The organism is Parcubacteria group bacterium (genome assembly GCA_041660065.1).
In the GTDB taxonomy this organism is placed as follows: Bacteria; Patescibacteriota; Minisyncoccia; order Moranbacterales.
In genome coordinates, this window is sequence record JBAZXC010000001.1 from 1 (window position 1) to 20,259 (window position 20,259).

General features: G+C 41.7%; 22 protein-coding genes and 2 tRNA genes. 19 read left to right on the forward strand and 5 right to left on the reverse strand.

The genetic code is table 11. The features are described from left to right. The 9 genes from WC819_00005 to WC819_00045 form a co-directional block, all read left to right on the forward strand. The coding region (locus tag WC819_00005) for a hypothetical protein (GenBank protein MFA5985714.1) at nt 1-183 on the forward strand (183 nt) is incomplete at its 5' end. 383 nt (nt 184-566) lie between these two features. Further along, a complete protein-coding gene (locus tag WC819_00010; GenBank protein MFA5985715.1) occupies nt 567-1,214 on the forward strand; it encodes a hypothetical protein in 648 nt (215 codons plus the stop codon). Nucleotides 1,215-1,389: 175 nt separating this feature from the next. Further along, entirely contained in the window at nt 1,390-2,370 is a 981-nt protein-coding gene (locus tag WC819_00015; protein MFA5985716.1) for a hypothetical protein, read from the forward strand. 15 nt (nt 2,371-2,385) lie between these two features. Beyond that, nucleotides 2,386-3,273: a DUF916 domain-containing protein gene (locus WC819_00020; GenBank protein MFA5985717.1), complete on the forward strand. Its 888-nt coding sequence runs from the start codon at nt 2,386-2,388 to the stop codon at nt 3,271-3,273. A gap of 44 nt (nt 3,274-3,317) precedes the next feature. Then, nucleotides 3,318-3,390 (forward strand) — tRNA-Thr (locus WC819_00025). 17 nt (nt 3,391-3,407) lie between these two features. Continuing rightward, nucleotides 3,408-4,485, forward strand: a protein-coding gene (gene prfB, locus WC819_00030) for a peptide chain release factor 2 (protein ID MFA5985718.1) whose coding sequence is annotated in 2 segments (ribosomal slippage) — nt 3,408-3,473 and nt 3,475-4,485 — 1,077 coding nt in all. Because the reading frame shifts where the segments join, the coding sequence is not laid out codon by codon here. Between the two features lie 60 nt (nt 4,486-4,545). After that, on the forward strand, nt 4,546-5,250 hold the full coding sequence (gene ftsE / locus WC819_00035) for a cell division ATP-binding protein FtsE (GenBank protein MFA5985719.1): 705 nt from the start codon (nt 4,546-4,548) through the stop codon (nt 5,248-5,250). Then, nucleotides 5,247-6,161 (forward strand): permease-like cell division protein FtsX, encoded by a 915-nt coding sequence (locus WC819_00040; protein MFA5985720.1) that lies wholly within the window; start codon nt 5,247-5,249, stop codon nt 6,159-6,161. Before ftsE ends, WC819_00040 begins: the two co-directional genes overlap by 4 nt. A gap of 530 nt (nt 6,162-6,691) precedes the next feature. Beyond that, nucleotides 6,692-7,246, forward strand: coding sequence for a Gmad2 immunoglobulin-like domain-containing protein (locus WC819_00045; protein ID MFA5985721.1), 555 nt, complete (start codon nt 6,692-6,694; stop codon nt 7,244-7,246). A gap of 53 nt (nt 7,247-7,299) precedes the next feature. Here the strand turns inward: WC819_00045 and WC819_00050 are convergent, their stop codons facing one another. Continuing rightward, nucleotides 7,300-7,620: a hypothetical protein gene (locus WC819_00050; protein MFA5985722.1), complete on the reverse strand. Its 321-nt coding sequence runs from the start codon at nt 7,618-7,620 to the stop codon at nt 7,300-7,302. Nucleotides 7,621-7,802: 182 nt separating this feature from the next. Here WC819_00050 and WC819_00055 point away from each other — a divergent pair, with 182 nt between their 5' ends. The 6 genes from WC819_00055 (at nt 7,803) to WC819_00080 (ending at nt 13,271) form a co-directional block, all read left to right on the forward strand. Continuing rightward, nucleotides 7,803-8,876 (forward strand): winged helix DNA-binding domain-containing protein, encoded by a 1,074-nt coding sequence (locus tag WC819_00055; protein MFA5985723.1) that lies wholly within the window; start codon nt 7,803-7,805, stop codon nt 8,874-8,876. Nucleotides 8,877-8,904: 28 nt separating this feature from the next. Next, nucleotides 8,905-9,354: a hypothetical protein gene (locus WC819_00060; GenBank protein ID MFA5985724.1), complete on the forward strand. Its 450-nt coding sequence runs from the start codon at nt 8,905-8,907 to the stop codon at nt 9,352-9,354. Between the two features lie 134 nt (nt 9,355-9,488). Next, nucleotides 9,489-10,115, forward strand: a complete 627-nt coding sequence (locus tag WC819_00065) for a hypothetical protein (GenBank protein ID MFA5985725.1) — start codon at nt 9,489-9,491, stop codon at nt 10,113-10,115. Between the two features lie 286 nt (nt 10,116-10,401). Further along, nucleotides 10,402-11,949: a diguanylate cyclase gene (locus WC819_00070; protein ID MFA5985726.1), complete on the forward strand. Its 1,548-nt coding sequence runs from the start codon at nt 10,402-10,404 to the stop codon at nt 11,947-11,949. A gap of 341 nt (nt 11,950-12,290) precedes the next feature. Next, the gene (locus tag WC819_00075; GenBank protein ID MFA5985727.1) at nt 12,291-12,653 is read left to right on the forward strand and encodes a hypothetical protein; all 363 of its coding nucleotides are present in this window, start codon (nt 12,291-12,293) and stop codon (nt 12,651-12,653) included. A gap of 198 nt (nt 12,654-12,851) precedes the next feature. Beyond that, nucleotides 12,852-13,271, forward strand: a complete 420-nt coding sequence (locus tag WC819_00080; GenBank protein MFA5985728.1) for a hypothetical protein — start codon at nt 12,852-12,854, stop codon at nt 13,269-13,271. Between the two features lie 69 nt (nt 13,272-13,340). Here the strand turns inward: WC819_00080 and WC819_00085 are convergent. Further along, nucleotides 13,341-13,412, reverse strand: a tRNA-Gln gene (locus WC819_00085). A gap of 139 nt (nt 13,413-13,551) precedes the next feature. On the opposite strand from WC819_00085, the gene WC819_00090 reads away from it, so the two are divergent. From WC819_00090 to WC819_00105, 4 genes are all read left to right on the forward strand, one after another. Next, nucleotides 13,552-14,094 (forward strand): Pycsar system effector family protein, encoded by a 543-nt coding sequence (locus WC819_00090; protein ID MFA5985729.1) that lies wholly within the window; start codon nt 13,552-13,554, stop codon nt 14,092-14,094. A 277-nt stretch (nt 14,095-14,371) separates the two neighbouring features. Further along, nucleotides 14,372-15,049, forward strand: coding sequence for an HD domain-containing protein (locus WC819_00095; GenBank protein MFA5985730.1), 678 nt, complete (start codon nt 14,372-14,374; stop codon nt 15,047-15,049). Nucleotides 15,050-15,107: 58 nt separating this feature from the next. Next, on the forward strand, nt 15,108-15,785 hold the full coding sequence (gene truB, locus WC819_00100; GenBank protein ID MFA5985731.1) for a tRNA pseudouridine(55) synthase TruB: 678 nt from the start codon (nt 15,108-15,110) through the stop codon (nt 15,783-15,785). Further along, complete coding sequence (locus WC819_00105) at nt 15,782-16,900, forward strand: glycosyltransferase family 1 protein (protein ID MFA5985732.1); 1,119 nt, start codon at nt 15,782-15,784, stop codon at nt 16,898-16,900. The genes truB and WC819_00105 overlap by 4 nt, the downstream gene beginning before the upstream one ends. 12 nt (nt 16,901-16,912) lie before the next feature. On the opposite strand, the gene WC819_00110 is transcribed toward WC819_00105, so the two are convergent. The 3 genes from WC819_00110 to WC819_00120 are packed head-to-tail and all read right to left on the reverse strand — an operon-like array spanning nt 16,913 to nt 20,227. Then, nucleotides 16,913-17,257 (reverse strand): hypothetical protein, encoded by a 345-nt coding sequence (locus WC819_00110; protein MFA5985733.1) that lies wholly within the window; start codon nt 17,255-17,257, stop codon nt 16,913-16,915. Nucleotides 17,258-17,304: 47 nt separating this feature from the next. Further along, nucleotides 17,305-18,408 (reverse strand): hypothetical protein, encoded by a 1,104-nt coding sequence (locus WC819_00115; protein ID MFA5985734.1) that lies wholly within the window; start codon nt 18,406-18,408, stop codon nt 17,305-17,307. Nucleotides 18,409-18,412: 4 nt separating this feature from the next. Next, entirely contained in the window at nt 18,413-20,227 is a 1,815-nt protein-coding gene (locus WC819_00120; protein ID MFA5985735.1) for a hypothetical protein, read from the reverse strand. Between the last annotated feature and the right edge of the window lie 32 nt (nt 20,228-20,259).

Here is a 20,259-nt window from a genome sequence, read left to right on the forward strand (position 1 = left end):
TGTGATGATCCAGATCAACTCTACGCCGGTATCCCGCACACCACAACAGACATCATGAGACACACAACCTACAGCAACACCCACACAGACACAGAGATCTGCTACCGCATAAACGTCCCCAGTACACAGCTATCAGGAGAATATGAAGGATCAGTGACGTATACGGCGTCAGGCAGACCATAATAAAATCAAAGATCAAAAATATAAAATCAAAAGTTTCAGTCAAAGGCTGACCAGCCTCGGGCTGGAAAAGTAAAAAGTGAAAAGTGAAAGATCGCAGATCAAGGCTGACCATTGGTAGGCAGTGTGGATTGGTTTAATGGGGTAAGAATAGGGGGTGACTGATACACTGTGGATAACTTGCTATTTACAAAAAAATCATATTCTGTGGTATAATGTTTCAAGAACAATAAGAGACAATGATCCGTATTTAGTTTGATGATTGGTTGCCTATGAAATGCGGGGAGTCGAATGGCAAAACCGGCTTGGATCAAGAAATGTTGATCCTCTGTTTGTTTCTAGGGAAATGGTATAACAAAAAAATAATAAATAATAAAAAACAAAATATGCAAATGAAGAAAATTTTTGCAGTAACAGGCGCAATCGCATTGTCGCTGTCAATGACATCTGTTGCTTTTGCGGCAACTGATACAGATGGAGTAAATCTTTCTGTAACCGTGGGAGAGACAATGACTCTAAATTGTGGAGGTGATGTGGATATTGATGGAGGTGGAGCAAATGTGGTGACGCCGGGAACTCCTGTTTCCAATACGACAACATGTACAGTGACAACAAACGATGCAGAAGGATACAATCTTTCAGTGGCAGATGATCGTGGTGCATCAAATGCGTTATATCATGAGACACTCTCGGGAACGCTTGATGGGCAAATTGCAGACAAGACAGCGTGGGATCCAACTCTAAATGCAGGTGATGGGAATGCAGTAGCATGGAGTAGTACAGGATTGGGATTTGGCGTTCTTTCTTCTACTGCAACTAAGAATACGACATGGTGGGGAACAAGCACAACGTGTGATGATGCTGGTCAACTCTACGCCGGTCTTCCAAGTATAGATACGAACATTATGGAACATACAGCATATTCCAATGCATCAACAGATACCGTTGTATGTTATCGCGTAGATGTACCATCTACTCAGATTGCCGGAGAATATGATGGTTCTGTCACATATACTGCAACAGGTAGGCCGTAGTTTTGTAGGTCATGGATGCTCAGTGATAAGGGATTCGGGATGGCAGAATAAATTGCGATACATCAAGAACCGCTTACAGGCATATGTTAAGCGGTTTTTTGTTTAATATACTATAATTTTGTGCAGTATGGTATGATGATGTAGAGCAGATCCAATTGTAATTATTATAGAAGTTATGAATAAACCATTATTATTTTTGATCTCATTTTTCTTTTTGGTGTCTTGTTGGCACATAGCGAATGCTGGTGATTCACCAGAAGCGGGTGTACAGATATCTCCGATCAGATTTGATTGGATTGTGCGTGAAGGAGAGGAAAAGACGGATAAGATCTATGTACACAATTTTTCGGATATTTCACACGATGTGCATGTGAGCGTAGAGGATTTTTTGGTTTCGGATGATACGATGCAAGCGGAATTTTATGTACCGCAGGAGGAGCATCCTCTCAAAGCGTTTGATGTGATCAATTGGATTGATGCGCCGGATGATTTTACAATTGCTCCTGGGGAAACAAAAGAATTTGAGTTTCACGTAAAAATTCCTGAGGGACAACCGACCAATGGATATTATGGGACAATCTTTTTCAAAACCAGTGCGAGCAATGCGAATGTGGACAATGAGCAGGGTGGGAGCGTGCAATTGGGCGTGAACTATCGTGTAGGTGTCTTGGTCACGCTTGCGGTGCAGGGAGACGAACCGATGCGAACCGATGGTCGTGTTGAGGATTTTTCTCCAACACAAAAAATTTTTTGGGGTGATACGATCGGATTGAGTGCACGTTTGCGTAGCGATGGTAATGTGCACTATAAGGCAGGTGGCCATATGACGATTAAAAAAAATGGAAAGAAATATTCTGTGATAGAGATTGATCCAGAAGTGCTGTATCCAGGCAAAACGAGACTCTTTATTAAAAATACATCGTTTGGACCATGGGATTATGGTGTGTATAGTGCAAACTTGGATATGAAATCGGAAGATGGGTCAGTGATTTTTCAAGGGGAGATTCCTCGGTTCTTTGTCGTTCCGCTCAAGACTACTGTTGCAATTGCCTGTGGGGCGATATTTGGTACAATGGTTCTGTGGTGGTTTAAAAAGAAATTTGCAATTATCAGTAGAGAAAATCTTACAAATATCAAAAAAGACCACAAAAAATAATTTTGCGTCAATCATATGAAAATCACATTATATAATGTCATTATTGCTATTTTTCTCACAATCTCTCTTTTTCCGTCGTTTGTATGTGCAGAAAAGTTAGGCATTGCAGTTAGCGAGAGTAAGATTGCATTTGATATGGATATTGATGAAAATCAAAATTTTAATGTGAAGGTGACAAATGTATCTGATGAAACACAAAAGATCATCGTGGATATAATGGATTATGATATTGGTGATGAAAATTCTATCATTTTGCGAAATGACAGCGATGAGCAGAATGGGATCAAAGAATGGATAAATATACCAGAAAAAGAGTTTGATCTTCCTCCAAACGCGGGAAAGGACGTTTCATTTACAGTGCATGTGCCGGAAAATGCTTCTGTAGGCAGTCATCGTGGAGCAGTGATTTTTCGTATGGTGCCAGTCGGTGATGCTTCTGTAAAAGTTCAGGGTCAGATTGGAGTACACGTGTTGGTTAATGTAAAAGGAAATACACACGCGACGGGGACATTGCACTGGTTTGATGTGCCACTGTTCACAACGCATCAGATAATATATCGGGCGCAATTTGAAAACACGGGCAATATACACTATGTACCGCATGGAGATATTTTTTTGCGCAATATTGTGACAAATAAGAAATCAGCATATGATTTTAATGCGGAAGATCATTTTGTGATGCCAGGAAAGAAATTCACGTTTACATTCATGCAGGATATCCCATCTGTTTTTGGCGTATATTATGCGCGAGCGCGTTTTGTGGATGGTGAGGGCGCAATCAGGCAGAAAAGTGATATTGTGATGGGGTATATGTTTCCGGTGGAGATTGTAAGTGCATTATGTGTAGTATTTTTTGGTATACGGCAAATCAAGACATATAAAAGAAAGCGCATAGCGCATTAGTGCATGTTTGCAATTTTTGAGACTTGTGGCATAATGTGTGAGTTGCCATCTTAGCTCAGCTGGTAGAGCAGCACACTCGTAACGTGCAGGTCGTCGGTTCGAATCCGACAGATGGCTCATTAAATTATTTTTTTATGCGAGAGATCGTTGAAAAGTGTGATGTGATAAAAAATAAACTCCTGCAGCTGCAGGACTCTCTTTGACATTGCAGATAAGAAACATCAGATCGTTCAGCTGGAAATCCTCTGTGCAGAAGAGGGGTTTTGGAATGATCAAGGGCGAGCGCGCGGGATCATGCAGGAATTGGAACAATTGCGTGGTGAAGTCGATCAATTTGACACGCTTTTTCAGAGCGTGAAAGACATTGTGGAATTGTCGGCGATGGTCACTGACAAAAAGGAATGGGATGACATTGCTGTGCAAGTGGAGAATCTTGAAAGATCTGTTGAAAAATTGGATTTCCTTACGCTTTTTGATGGAAAGTATGATGTAAATGGTGCAATCGTAACAATTCATGCTGGCGCAGGCGGTGTGGATGCACAAGATTGGGCGTCGATGCTTCTCAAAATGTATTTGCGATGGGCAGAAAGAAAGAAATATACGGTAAAAATTTTGGATGAGGTGGCGGGTGCGGAAGCGGGGATCAAAAGCGCAACAATTGAAATTGATGGGCGATGGGTCTATGGGCACATGCGTGCAGAAGCCGGTGTACATCGATTGGTGCGTCTCTCGCCTTTTAATGCTGACAATTTGCGGCAAACATCTTTTGCGCGTGTGGAGGCGATGCCGATTCTCAAAGAGATCAAGGAAGTGCAAGTAAAGCCGGACGAATTGCGCATAGACACATATCGATCTTCTGGCGCAGGCGGACAACATGTTAATACGACAGATAGTGCTGTGCGCGTCACACATCTCCCCACAGGACTACAAGCACAATGTCAAAATGAGCGTTCACAAGCGCAAAATAAGGAAAGTGCGATGAAATTACTTATGGCAAAACTGCATAAGAATTTTATTGAAGAGGAGGAGAGGAAGAAAAAAGAATTGCGCGGTGAGATGGTGGAGGCGGGATGGGGCAATCAGATCAGATCATATGTTTTGCATCCGTATAAAATGGTCAAAGATCATCGGACAAAGCATGAAACGGTACAAGTAGAGGATGTCTTGGATGGGAATATTGATGATTTCGTGATCGCATTTCTACGACAGTAGAATTGTGCTATAATACGCAGAGGAAGGAGCGTTAAAGAGTTAGGTAAAAACTAAATGAACATGAAATTAATCAACTTGGAAAGAGTAACGAAAGAATATCCTGATGGTTTTGTCGCGCTCAGTGATGTGGATTTTGCAATTGATCAAGGTGAGTTTGTATCGCTTGTTGGTGCAAGCGGTGCTGGAAAATCAACATTGCTCAAAATGATCTATGCTGATGAGTTTCCAACGGGAGGTGCGGTATATTTTGGCGGGCGAGATATTGCGCAGACGAAACGACGGCTATTGCCATATTTTCGTCGAAATTTTGGCACAGTTTTTCAAGATTTCAAATTATTGCCACAAAAGACTGTTTTTGAGAATATCGCCTATACACTTGAAGTGCATGGCAAATCTGATGCACAGATCTATGATGAGGTGAGCTACATTCTACAGGTTGTAAATATGGGAGACAAGGGACAAAAATATCCCAATCAGCTTAGTGGTGGAGAACAGCAACGCATATCTCTCGCACGAGCAGTGATCCATCGACCGCGCGTGCTTATTGCCGATGAGCCGACAGGTAATCTGGACCCGATCTCTACATTGGAGATCGTGAAATTACTTCTCAAGATCAATGCATTTGGCACAACTGTGATCTTGGCGACCCATGACAAATCAATTGTGGACAAATTGAATCGACGCGTGATCCTAATGGATAGAGGGCGCATTGTCCGTGATGATCTGCGCGGTAAATACATTATTAGTGCACAAAATAATATATGAAAACAATTAAGCTCGCACGAGTTTTTCGTGAAGGTATTCAAAATTTTTATCGTGATAAATGGCTCACTCTTGCAACGGTCATCATTATGTCGCTGGCACTGTATCTCGTAGGCGTTGCTGTTTTTCTCGGTTTTGGAATTTTGCATGTTATTGATTCTGTCGAGGGACGGATCAATGTGAGCATGTATTTTGATTTTACTGTGCCGGAGGAGAAAATTTTGGAGATTAAAAAGCAGATTGAAGATCGATCAATTGAGCAAATTCAATCCATCACATATATTTCTCGTGATCAAGCAATGCAGGATTTTCTTGCACGAGAAGGGGATAGTGAAGAGATCAAAGAGGCATTGGATATGATCGGAGAAAACCCGCTACCGGCATCTCTTGTGATCGTTGCATATGATGCTGCGGCATATGAATCGATCAATGCGTATGCATTTCAGGAATACGCGGACTATATTATGGATACTAGTTTTGCAAAAAATAAGGCGGTAATCGATGAAATTCATAACCTCATTATTCTTGTGCGTAACATTGGATTGATTCTTGGAGGGATCTTTGCTGTAATTGCGATCCTGGTGACACTCAATACCATTCGCATGAGTCTCTATGCGCATCGTCAAGAATTTGAGATCATGCGTCTCGTAGGTGCGTCAAATCTCTATATAAAAATGCCACCGCTTGTAGAAGGCGTGTTGTATGGTTTGACCAGTGCGATCATTAGTTCGATACTTCTTGTAATCACAGTTTTTGCGCTTGCTCCATTTATCAAAAAGATTTTAGATAACGTGGATGTCTCGTCGTTTTATGGAAAAGATATCATACAGGTGGTAATACTTGTTATTATTGGGGGCACTTCTCTCGGACTCGTGAGCAGTTATATTGCCATTCATCGCTATTTGGAGCGATAGGTATGATATAGACGAATCTCAGCAGTTTGGCCCTTGTTTCAAGAAATAGTATATCTACCAGAAGAGTGATGAGACATATATCACTATTTAGTGTTGTTGTATTGGGTGGATTTGCTCATCTTTAGCGCTCATTGTGCAATGACAGACTTCTACACAATACCCTTTTTGTGCTGATAAAGATTGAACAGTGGTTTATTGAGTGTGTCATATTTCAAAAGAGTTTCAACTAATGGGAATGTGACACAGTTATTTGTTGATACGCAAATGTTTCATCTACGCAGATATCAGAAAAACATGAGGAATCAATCATTCAGAAGGTAAATTAAAAGTAAAAAGTCTCAGCTAAAGACCAATTCATGTCTACTGGTTGTACATCGTCAAAGCCTGCCTGTAGGCAGGGCTATGGTCGACAGAGCGCCGGCAGGCGGTCCGGACGGGAGAAGTGTACAAAAAGGATAAGTTTGTAATAATAATAAAAGGACGGTATATTTATAATATAAATAAGGAATAATATATAAAATATGAGAGATATGCAAAATGCGAGAAATACGCGGAATGTACATAGGGGTTCGAGTAAAAAAATGATGTGGCTTACGATATGTATCATTGGGATCATTATTTTGGTTTTTATCATGTGGTTGTGGCGCGGACATGGTGACGGGGTTATAAATGACCAAACAAAAGATGCCAAGTCACAAACAGGATCAATGGAAAGGGTAAAACCGGAAAAAGAGATGATCGAGCTTGATAGTAAAAAAGTTGCTGAAGGCATAAATATTCGTGTTACGTCGCCACATGTCAATGAAACAATTGTCAGCCCGCTTACAATAACAGGCGAGGCGAAGAACTGGTATTTTGAAGCATCTTTTCCTGTAAAATTAGTTGATGAAAAGGGTAATGTCTTAAGTGAGGGCATAGCACAAGCCAAAGGGGATTGGATGGTGGATGATTATGTGCCTTTTGAAGTGGAGCTAAAGTTTGATGCTAACGGAGCTTTGGGTGGCGATCTTGTCTTTCAAAAAAGTAATCCCTCGGGACTACCGGAAAATGCGGGAAGTTTTTCCTTTCCTGTTTTCTTTAAATAGTAAAATAAAAGTCACCCAAACTAAAGCTTGAGTGACGGGGTTGTTGGTACTTTTCATGTTAATGTGGCAGTTTCCTCTTTTTCGATCATGCAATCGAGAATTTCCCAATCCTCTTTGCGAAGTCTTTTGAAACCACGGACGTCGATTCCTGTGGTGCTGAAGAGACTTTTTTCAAGGAGTATTGCATATCGACTGATCGTTTGCGCGGGATCAGCATGAATTTCTTTTGAAAACAATCCTCCCAAGGACGCATCAAGGATGAGGGTATGCTTGGTTGCGCGCCAACGCAAGGGCATTTTTCCGATTACTTCTTCGTTTGGCTCAATGCCTTCCATGATCTCTTCTCTTAATTCTTTCAGTCCATATTCTTTCATCACATACCTCCCTAGTTTTATTGTGGTGAAAAACGTTGATAACAACATGCTATTGTATATCAAAAATGATCTGTTGTCAATCAGGGTAAAATGTGTCATTGATTCATTATAATATTATCATAACACGTAATAATCGAATGTGTTCATAGGAGCTGTGGGCATTTTGATATATACTAAAAAACATGAATACACAAGACATTGCGTTGATCAGGTTGGTCAATCAACAGATCACACGACATGAGTTTTGCACGCCAAAGGAAGTCGTCTCGTGGATGGGCGCGATGCAGGCACAGGATTTTGTTATGGCAAAAACTGCAATTGGCAAGCGTTTGTACAATGTGACTGATGCGATGATCCAATCAGCTTTTGATAATGGTGAGATCCTCAGGACACATGTTTTGCGACCGACATGGCATTTTGTTGTGGCGGAAGATATTTACTGGATGCTGGCACTCTCTGGAAAAAAAATTGAAACATCTCTCAAAAAAAGACATGCACAGCTACATATCACAGAAAAAATGATCACAAAAAGCTCGACGATCATGGCAAAAGTTTTGGCAGGAAATGTCCATATGACGCGTGAGGAATTGATCGGTGAATTTGAAAAGAAAGACGTGTCATGTGACAGTTATCAAATGTATCATATGCTCATGCTTGCGGAGTTGGATGGTGCGATCTGTAGTGGCGTGATGAAGGGGAAAAAACAGACATACGCACTTCTCAAAGAACGAGTGAAAAATCATAAAAAATATTCACGAGAAGAATCACTTGCACTGCTTGCGCAGAGATATTTTACTAGTCATGGACCGGCGACAGTACAAGATTTTGCATGGTGGTCATGGTTATCGCTTACAGATGCAAAAAAATCTATCGCATTGGCAGAAAGATCGTTGAAATCATACAGGGTTGATGATATTACGTATTGGTCTTCTGCCTCGCGAGATCAAATCCTGTCAGGAGATACCGTGCATCTTTTGCCAGCCTTTGATGAGTTTGTGATCAGTTACCGAAATAGGAAAATATTGCTGAAAGAACAAGAAAATAGCAAAGTGATCTCCAGTAATGGCATATTCAAACCGATCGTTGTGGCAAATGGACAAGTGATTGGTGTTTGGTCTCGCTCTGTGAAGAGGGCAAAGATCATTGTAAGGATCGAATTGTTTCGACCCATGAGTCAAAAGATCAAAAATCTCATCGCGCAAGAAGTCGAGGCGTATGGACGATATATGAACAAAATAGTGGAAATGGTGGTTTAATCAATTAAGAGTTTTCATTATGTGTATTATGAAAGAATGCAATTATGAAAAAATGATTATTAAGACTTCCGATTTGGTGCACGAAAAATTCAAAGTGATCTATGCGAAGAAAAACAATGGAACACGGGTAAAGATCACTACAGATCAAGAATGGATCAAATGTCATAAGACAAATCTAGCAGACCTCGCAAAACTTTGTTATGATGAATTGCCCGAAGACTGGAAAAAAGAGCGTTGGTGTGGAAGCAAGGCTGCACTCGATGAGGTTTTAGCGGCAACGAGAGAAGGAAGGGCTTTTGATGAAGAGTTCATTGAAAGGGCAGCATTTGTAGTCCATGAGGATTGGTTGATTCGGAACATAAACAGAGCCGAAAAAGAACACAGATTATCATATCAAGATCTTTCCGAGGATGTAAAAGAAAAAGATCGCATCTTTGTTCACGCAGCGATAGAAATTTTACAGGAAAATTTAACATGACTTTATTGACAAATACACAAAAAAATACTATATTGACTAGTTGTTGATAGATCGATTAGCAGCTACATCGTTGTTTAAAATAGTGTCTATAATAAATAGCCATCCGGTTTTCTATTTTATTGGGAGGAAATATCATGCAAAGAGTTGAATTGATGGGGTTTTATGAAAATAGCGGTATTATTAAAGATAGTATCGTGAGAACGATAAAGAAACATGGCATGTCGAATATTCTCATGTCGGCGTTTCCGAGTGCTGTTGTCAGTCATTTTTCCGATGATGGGAAGGAGAGTCTTATGCCGTATATCAAAATTGTTTCTGCGGAACTGTTACCGGCGCTTAGGATTCTCTCTGTGTTCAGGCGAGAAAATATTCATCAGAGCATGTGTATTATTGCTGGTGATGTGTACGCGCATATTTTTGCAAATGATTTTGGTAAGAATTGTGTGTGTCTGAATGATAAAACACATTTTCTCTGGGATCCCTGTGCGGATTTTATGGAGCTCATGGTTAATATCAGTGTCTATCTGCAGGAACCGGCCTCCATAAATTTCATAGAAATATGGGATGGTCGCATGGTAAAGATTGAGCCAATATCTGAAAAAGGTGATCTGGATTCTCCTCAATTTGGCACATCAAAACAGAACTTAGAGAAGTGTGTGAGAAACCTTCTTAAGGAAAGCAAAGCATTTTGTTGTGAGACACAACAGAGAGTGCACCATGGCGATCTCATAGTTCTCCGCAAGGTCAGCATTTCTGAATAGAGATCAAACATGAACAACGTAAGCCCGCTAGAAAAAGTATTTCTAGCGGGTTTTTAATTTTTTTCGGATAATAAAGATGAATCGATGGTTGGTTCTATCGGAGGAAGTTCGGACTTTTTTATGTACTGAATAGTATTTTTTGAAAAATATTCTTATATTGACACTGCATGTCACATTTCTTGACAACAATATTGTTTCGTGGTATATTTATACGATTTTTGGTTATTTGACAATATAAAAAACTACTCCACGGTGGAGTAAAATATCTGATGATAGGGGGTATGCTATGGGCCTACGATCAAAAATTGCTGTGATGATCATGGGGTTTCTTGTTGTGTTCATCGCTGCGAGCCATATGCTGCTCAACGCGATTTTCCAACCGGCGATCATTGTACATGAAAATGAGCATGTGGAGACAAATGTGCGTCGTATCACGGAGGTGTTCCAAAATGAAATGAAACACCTTGATCAAATGTGTGCGGACTGGTCGTCGTGGGATGCTTCATATGCATTTATGGTCTCACGCGATCAAAAGTACATTGATGAGAACATTGATGATAGCACGTTCACGAATGCCAAGTTGAATCTTCTGCACTTTGTGGACATGGAGCATCAAACGATATTTTCGCGTGTCTATGATTATGTGCAGAAAAGGGAGATCGATATTGATGAATTCTCACGTGACATGGTGAATGTGGATCGCTTTTTGATACCACGTACGCATGATGATCGTGCGCTCGTTGATCAGTATGTGTCCGGCGTCGTTGCAACGAGTCGCGGCATGATGATCGTGTCGAGTCGTTTTATCCTGACAAGTCAAAATCAGGGACCGGCGCGTGGTGTGTTGATCATGGGGCGGTTCATTGAGCCAATGATCGATCGTATCAAAAAACAGATCGATATTGATTTTGATGTTATCGTTGATTATGATCGTTTCTACACACAAGAACAGTTGCGCGCACATCCGTACATGGTCAAAAAAGAGGGTGATGAGATGTTCTCAGTATATCAAGGTGTGCAGGATATACGTGGTGATATTGCATTTGTCGTGCATTTTTTCATACCACGTACATACTATACAGATTCAATGCGACTATTGAAATATGCCCATGTATCAATCGCAGTATTTGCACTGGTGAACTTCTTTAGCGTGTTGTGCATATTGGAGATCTTGTGTTTTCGTCCTTTGTTGCGCCTCAAGAAGAGTATCGAGTATGCACGCGAGAATCGTGAATTTACAACACACATCACGGTCAAGTCACAAGATGAAATCGGATCTCTTACGCGATCGTTCAGTGCCCTCTGTCAGGTCATCGCACGGAACAATGCTGATCTGGAACGCCTTGCACAGACGGACATCTTGACTGGTGTGGCCAATCGTCGCTTTTTGGAAAAGTTTCTCTGTGCGGAGATCCAGAGATCACAAAGAAGGAGTTTGATATTTTCGGTGTTGTTCTTTGACATTGATCATTTCAAGCAGATCAATGACGAGTATGGGCATCTGTGCGGGGATCATGTATTACAAAAATTCGCGCAATTGCTCCAAGAAAATTCGCGCAAAGAAGATTTGGTAGTGCGATATGGTGGTGAAGAGTTCGTCATCGTCCTTCCTGATACTCATAAGGATGATGCGCTGCAACATGCCGAGCGTCTGCGACAATTAATTGCAAACGCATCGATCGCATGGGGCGATCGAACGATCGTCATCACATCAAGTGTTGGGTGTGCAAGTTATCCACAAAATGGCGATACAGCTGAGCGAGTTGTATCAGCTGCGGACAATGCCCTTTATGCGGCAAAAGATCGTGGTCGCAATAGGGTTGTCGTTGCGTGAGCAAGGCAAGAAGCCTCATATACATATACTATGTACATGAGGCTTTTGATTTGAAGAAGTATGTAAAATCTTTTGCTCATATACTCATGAAAAATGGGATTTTTGAATCGTGTTCAATTTTTGGAATTACTTGACATGCAAGTAAATTGCCACAAGACTGTGCTGAATTTTGTTGGCCCTATGTCTGCCTGCCGGTAGGCAGGGGACGACGTTCGAACTTTTAATGGAAAATACCCAATAATATGGGGTTTTTACAATATTGACAAATAATCAAATATATGATATAATATTATTCATACTAATGAAGCACGTAAATGTTGTTTACAAACAAGGAGATTATCATGAAAAAGGTAATGATTAGTTTTTTCGCAGGTTTTTTCGCAGGGATTATTATTCTTGTTGCTATCGCAAATATTTACACAGTGTCTAATGTTTCAGCAACCTCTCAAGTGGGTAAGTCTGCATTTGACATGGGAACCCCGTTGGCGAAGGAGAATGAGGATGGTGTTGTGATTGTGGCTCATTCAAATCCTGGGTATGGAGGAAAACAAGCTCAAGCTATCATCAATCGTCGGGAACTTCTTCATAAAAATGTTGTAGAGATGATGGAGAAGGATGGTTGGAACTCAGTTATTGAAGAAGTAAATCCGTTTGACCATACCAATCCCCGAGTGGTTTTTGCCACTGTAATAAAGATTGACTAGAAAAAAGAAGAGCAATCAACTCAAATGAGTTGGTTGCTTTTAAATTTGTCAAAAAATTGTTGGCCCTATGCCTGCCTGCCGGTAGGCAGGGGAAGAAGTTCGAATACTTTTAATGAAAAATACCCAATAAATACGGGCATTTTAACTATTGACAAATAATCAAATATATGATACAATATTGTCTAGTTATATGATTCAATGGGTGAATCATACTTCAACGCAACGCCACAATGTGGCACCGCAACGGAGGTTTTTACAATGGAAAACATAGCGCAAATTGTTTCAGAGGGAAGTTATTATGAAGTTCATGTGCAATTATCTGATGAATTGATTGGTAATATTGATCAATTAAAGTCATTGCTAAATGAATTTTTAAGTGGATCGTATATACATGCATGCATGTTCCGATACGGCACCATTATCAAATTTAAATCTTCTGGATTTGGTGGGTGGTCCGAACAAACTGCACAGGTAGTTCTGAAAAAAGCATCTGCTTGTTTGCCGGTATATGTGCATGATACAACACTTCAAAAAAGAAAGAGACAAGTACGCGATGCACTCAACAAATGTACTGATCTCGACACCATTGAAAAAATTGGTAATATTTTGAAAGTTTGATAAGACCAGTGACAAACGACCCAATCACATAACTGTGAGGGGGTCGTTTAATTTTATGATAAAAATTTGTTGGGCCGGTAGGATTCGAACCTACGCATCACGGGACCAGAACCCGTTGCCTTACCGCTTGGCTACGGCCCAAAGATATGAATTACTTTATGCATTATACACTATTTTATACTTTTGACAATTATGTACTGGACATCAAGAAATCTGCCTCTGCTGTTGATTTTTATGCAAAAATGTGGTATAATTGGACTTAATATATGATCACAATTTTATGGATGATCACAAAGAAAAAGAGCAGGGAATCGATGAGTTGCAAGGCAAGGTTGCTTATCTACAGAGTTTGACAGAAAAAATCATCGATTCAACGCGGACGATCGACAATCACGCCAATGTGATGGTGGGTCTCAATACGGCGATCTTTGCGCTTGTGATGTCGATGATTTCTGAAGCGGATCATTTGAAATTAACGATGGGTATTGTGGCTCTCTTCTCCTTATTATCAGCGATTGCGGCAGTTTTTGCCATTCGCTTGCCACGTCTTTTTTCACGAAAGAATTATCCGATGAGTCTTTTCCATACGCGGCGGATCGCGCAATTTGATTCTGCCGATCAATATGCGCAAGAACTTCGCACGATCATACAGTCAGATGGGAGTTTGTTTACAGAATATGCGCGTGAGGCATACAATTTGTCAAAATATTATTATACACCAAAGAGGCGTATGCTTACATGGTCTCGCTACTTCTTTCTTTTTGGCGTGATTACCAGCGCTCTCTTCCTTCTCTTGGAAAAGATCAGTTGGTTTACTGTATAAAATAAGTAGTGCGAAAAGCAGTAACTATTAACCTTTTTCCAATAAACAAAGATTGTGAACTTGTTGTTTCCTCGTCTTTGCGAGGAGCGAAGTGAAACGTAGCGACGAAGCAATCTCAGTCAGTGTTCAAGATTGCTTCGTCGTTCCTCCTCGCAATGACAAGAATATTTGTATTTTGCGCATCTTTGACAAGGTGCTTTTTTTGATCTACAATAGCGGACTGTTCGTTAAATGATTTTTTACCAATAAAACTCTTCATATAAGATGGAGGTGAGATATGCCATTGCACAAGATCGAGAAGATGCTCTCGTTTGCAGAAAATGAAAAGACGTTTTTTGAGCGCATTCGGAAATATCATTCGGTGTATTCTCCTGAATATCGTATGATCGAGCGCGCTTATGATAATGCTCTCAATGCTTTTTCGGAAACATATCGTGATGGAGGACAGCCTTACTTTACGCATGTGCGCGCAGTTGCAATTATTCTAATCGAGTATTTGCATATCTATGAACGCGCGGATCTGATATACGCTCCGCATGAATTGCTTATCACGGGAATGTTGCATGACAATCCGGAGGATCGGCCTGATATTTGGCCACTTAGTCGTGTTGCGCGTGATTACAATGAAAATGTTGCACTACTTTCGGATTATATCTCCAAAAGGCCGAAGGCAGAGTTTGGTGGCAATGAAGAAAAGCAACTGGCATTTTATCACAACCGATTCTCGACGGCGCCAAAGGATGTTTTTATTATCAAGCTCTCAGACCGTCTTCATAATCAATTGACGTTGTGGAGCTGTGATGAGCAGAAGATCCGGCGGAAAATGCAGGAAACGCAAGATATCTATCTGCCGTTGGCGCGTAAATGGGGGATATTGGTACATGAGTTGGAAGCGACGATTGATAGTTTTGAAGATCGTCTCAAACAGCATTTGCAAAAATGTGCAATTCTATGAATTATCACAGGCGATTGGAGAAATCCAGTCGCCTTTTTTAATGTAGTATAATGAATATATGGAAAGCAGTGAAGGATTTTATGTGATCAATAAGCCACTCGGGATGAGTTCCCAGCGTGTGGTGCAGGTCGTCAAATATTGGGCGCGAAAAAAAACCGGTAACAAAAAGATCAAAGTGGGGCATGGTGGCACACTTGATCCGCTTGCAACGGGTGTTTTGATCGTGGCAGTGGGACGGGAATATACCAAAAATATCAATGCGATCGTTACCGCGACAAAGGAATACGAAGCGAAGGTTTTTCTGGGAGCAACGAGCACAACAGATGATGCCGAAGGTGAAAAAACGATCCATGATGTTTTGCATGAGCTATCACAAAAGGATATCGAACGGGTGTTGCAAAAATTCATCGGGGACGTTGCACAGACACCGCCGGCATACAGCGCGATCAAGATCGCGGGCAAGGAAGCATATAAGCGCGTAAGGCGGGGCGAGGTTGTGGAAATGCAATCGCGCACCGTGCATATTGATGCGATCGAGATCATGTCATACACATACCCGATCGTGGACATTCGTGTGACATGTGGCAAGGGGACATATATCCGTTCGCTTGCGCGCGATATCGGTGAGTGTCTCGGTACGGGTGCATATATGGCGGGATTGGTGCGTACGCGCATTGGCGAGTTTATGCTTGCTCAAGCGCGATCACTTGAAGACTTTGACTACAAAAAACTATGAAAATTGCCGTACATACCAAAGAATTGGAAAACGCGCGGATCGATGGCACGATGGTGTATATTGCAAATGTTTTGCATGCAATGCAACATATGATCGGCGAGGATGACCTGTATCTCTATCATACGCGGCCATACAATGTACACGTGCCCATTGCGGAGCATCCGCAAATGCATGATCGCACTATGCCACACTGTCCGGTGTGGACGCAGACGCGATTTGCACGCGCGTTGTGGCAGGATAAGTGTGACGTGTTATGGATGCCATTGCACAACATGCCGTACTTGCGTCGCAAAAATATGCGTACCGTTGTGACGATCCATGATCTCGCATTCAAATTTTATCCGCAAACATTTCCTACGAAAGATCGTTTCCTCATCAATTTGTGCACAGATCATGCAGTGCGGGTCGCTGATGCGGTGATCGCTGTTTCGGCATCGACAAAAAAAGACCTCCTCGCGATTTATCCGTCACTGCGAGAGGATCAAATCCATGTCATCCATCATGGTTTTGATCCGCATGTGTGGCAGAAACATGTTTCTGTACATGATGCACATATGACGTTGCAACGTTACGGTGTGCGATCACGTGACTATCTCATTCATGTGGGAGCGATTCAGCCACGCAAAAATCTGACGGTGCTTATTGATGCCTTTGCACAAGTTAAAAAAGAATCTCCGCAACTTAAGCTTGTGCTTGTTGGCGGGGATGGATGGCTTGCACAAGGCATTCACGCACACATTGCGCGCAGTCCCTATAAAGGGGATATCGTTGTCACAGGTAATATTGCTTTTGCCGATGTACACATATTGATGCAAAACGCATCTGTTTGTGTTTTGCCGTCTCTTTATGAAGGTTTTGGCATATCGGGACTGGAGGCGATGGCGGCCGGGGTACCGGTTGTCGCGGCGGACAATTCGTGTTTTGGTGAAGTGCTCGGTGATGGCGCGATATATTTTGATGCAAAAAACGTTGCAAAGTGTGCGGAGGCGATCGCAACGGTTTTGTGTGATCACGACAAAAAGAATATCTTGATCGCGCAAGCGCAAAAAAGAGCCGACATGTTTTCATGGGAAGAATGCGCGCGCAAAACATTGGATGTGTTGCGTGCAAGATAGATAGTGGTCATCTTATGAGCGATGAAGTTCATGCTTGTAAAGCATGGAGAGGGCAAAAAATAGTAGGGTCATGCAAATGATCATCATACTTCCAAAAAATATTCCGTAGCGGAAACACGCGAGGCCAACCAATGCAATGAAAAAAACATATGCGCCCAAGAGGGGAAGCATTTTTGTTTTTTGTATCATATAATAGCGACCTTGTGTGCGAGCCATGTATGCAACGATGATGCAAATGGCAAAGAGTTTTGCATAGAGAAGTACGGGTGAGATGTGATTGCTGATGATGCCTGGAAGAATCGTCTCGCCAATCAGTATAATGGCAATGACGAAAAGACCTGCCCGCATGATATCCATGAGAAACAAAAAAATGAGAGGATGGTGAAAAAATTTATGGATGCGCGTCATGGTGTTGACAGATAAGATTTAGAGAGTTCTTTTTTGATGGATGTGAGGCGTTGTTCCAATGATGTGTGCGTCGGTGCTGTAGAAAGTGTAATACGGGATTTTTCAATGGTAACGTGAGGTACATCGATCATAAATTGATAAATATTTCCGGGGAAAGAAGTAGTCTGCTCAAACGGGATCGTGCAGGTATAGGTATTTTTACGCAAAAGCGCCGGAGATAAAATGCAGGTGTCAAACGCTGTGCGGGACAGCTCATCGACAATGATCGCGTTTTCTTTTGCACGAACAGTTGGTTCGATTTTATTGAGTTGGTCATGATCATAGATGTATGTGCGATCTGCATCTCGTGCATAAAAGATCGTTCCAAACGGATGTGTACTGGAAAGATCGAAAAGGCGCGCTTTTTTATGCAGACCGCGTTCTTCGTTTGTAGACGATCGCACGTTGGCAAAGTTGTATCCGAGAGCGGAAAAAACAAATTCATCCTGGATGGGGTGTTTGGTATCGCCATCAATAACAAATATGCCATCATTCGATTTGACGAGTGTGCCGGACGCAAACCCTTTTTTCTCTTGAGAGACTGTGGCGAGGAGATCAACGGCCGAAGATGCAGGGATAGCAGTGTTTTGCGCAAAAAGGTAGGAATCAAAAACATTCTGGCTAAGGAGGGGGTAGAGTTTTTTGTCAGTGCTGCTGTAGTATGTCCCATCGATTTCATAGGTTGTCACGAGATGATCGATATACTTTGTTGCGCCAACTGGTGCGAGGAATGCACGATAAGAATGGCGGAGAGAAAGGATGGTCTTTTTTGGAAGGCGTGGCGCATCGTCCGGAAGTGTGATCGTGATATGCGCTGTGGTAAATTCGCCGGAAGCGGTCAGATCAAATGTTGTGCCAAATTCTGTAATGTACGGACGAGAGATCGTGTTTGCGAGAGAATCCACAGCAGAGCGAAAATCAAAAACGTATGTCGGGAAAATCATTTCTTTGGCAAAATAACCGCCGATAAGCAAAAGCATGCAAAAAAGACCAATGCGAAAAGCATATAATGTCAAGGTTTGTTTTTTGGTGAGTGATATTTGTGATTGTGATGGTTGCATGCGTTTATTTTATCTCATAGATCATGTCGCGCAGTGTAGACGTTGTCTTTGTGGGATATTTTTGCGGGATATTTTTATCAGAGGCGAGATCAAGTTGTTCAAGTGAAAAATAATATGCGGTGAGAGGATGCATGTGGTCACCAAGTACATCACGATAAAAATTGATATTATCTTGCGGTACGATGAGGAGTATGCGATCAAATGGTGTGCGATCGATCTTTTGGATGTCGTAAGGGTTGAAAATATATACCGCGTGTCTGTTCTCCAAAAGTTGCAGTGGCAAAGTCATCATCGACCACCCATTGCCTGTGGAATTTTTGTCTACGAGGATGAGATCATTCGTGTGGAATCCTTTTGCCAGTGTGTGGACTTGGGGAAGGAGGGTGGTGTTTTCCGCATAGGGAAAAAAGAGGAAAAATGCAGGGAGATTTGCCAAAAGCATGATCATGAGTGCGCTGAAAACAAAGATTTTTTTGATCGTGTGATCAGTGCGGATCTGCGCAATACCAAATATGCCGATGAGGATCGTTGCCGGCACAAGGGCAAAAGCAAAACGACGCAGCATCCACGGATGATCACTGCTGATCTGCGGAAAGAAGTAATACAAAAATAAGGGTAACATGATCACAAATATGAGGAGGATCGGTCGGTATTTTTTGTGTTTTAGGGAGAGAAGTATCGTGCCACCTGTGAGTAAAAGCGGTATGAGTAATCCATACATGGTGTAAATGGAGAGGAGATAATAATACTTGTGGGCGATCTTTGCGGAGAGAGACGGTGCATCGCTGGCAATATCAAAAATGGCATGTGCGATCGTGATAAAAAACGGTTGATTCATGATGAGGATCATAAATCCGACGCACAGAAGTGTCGTTACCGGGAAAACGATATGCCACCATAGATCTTGCATGAGGAATGTGCGTATAGCCTTTTTGCGCAGCGTGAGGTAGGAAAGAATTGCAAAAAACCATATGCCTTCAATGCGCACAAAAGGAAGAAGTGCCAAAACGGCAAAAAATGTATAGTAGGATATTCTATCTTGCTTGTCACGCAGTGATATGTAGAGTGCGATCGCACTCCATAAAAGTGTGCCAGCCAAATTTTCACTCAATGTAAATTTGGCAAACCAACCAATGACAAAAGATGTCAGGAGCATCGCGAGAAATACAAGCACATAGCGATGACGGAAAAAAGATCGTGCGACGCATGTGATCGCAAGGATAAAAAGAAAAAGCAGGATGCTATTTGCAACGATCAATCCCGTTACGCCACAAATGCCAAAAAATCCGCCGAGAAATGCGATGTAGGGGAGAGAAAACTGTGTGATAAGTCCGCCGTCCGGAAGATAATAAAAACCGGGAAAGTTCAGGGCTTTGCCACGGCCGTAAATATCAAAAAATGCCGTACTCTCAGGAGAGTGACTGATGAGTTTTTTGTTTTGCGCCAATTGTATCGCAGCACCGGAAAAAGAGCCTTGGTCACGTCCTGCAAAAAGTGTGGGTACGGTGAAAGAAGCGACTGATAGCGTGAATAGTATTGCGATGATGATGTATAGCATGTACTCGTGTGAGGGATGGGGAAACTGTAGTATTTTCTTGTAAATAAAAAAAATGCATAATGCGATCCATGCGCCAAAAATGCCTACTGGATAAAAAATGCCCAATATTGTTGCCAAAAGTGCGATCCATACATACAAAACAACCATGAGGATGATGGTTTGCAGAAATGTTTTATCATTTTGTATGCAGGTATTTTCCACGTATTTATTATATCTTCTATCACATGTGTTGACAAATGTGGAGGCATCCGTGTCATCCATGTGTGAGAAGTTTGAAATTGTGTATACAAAAT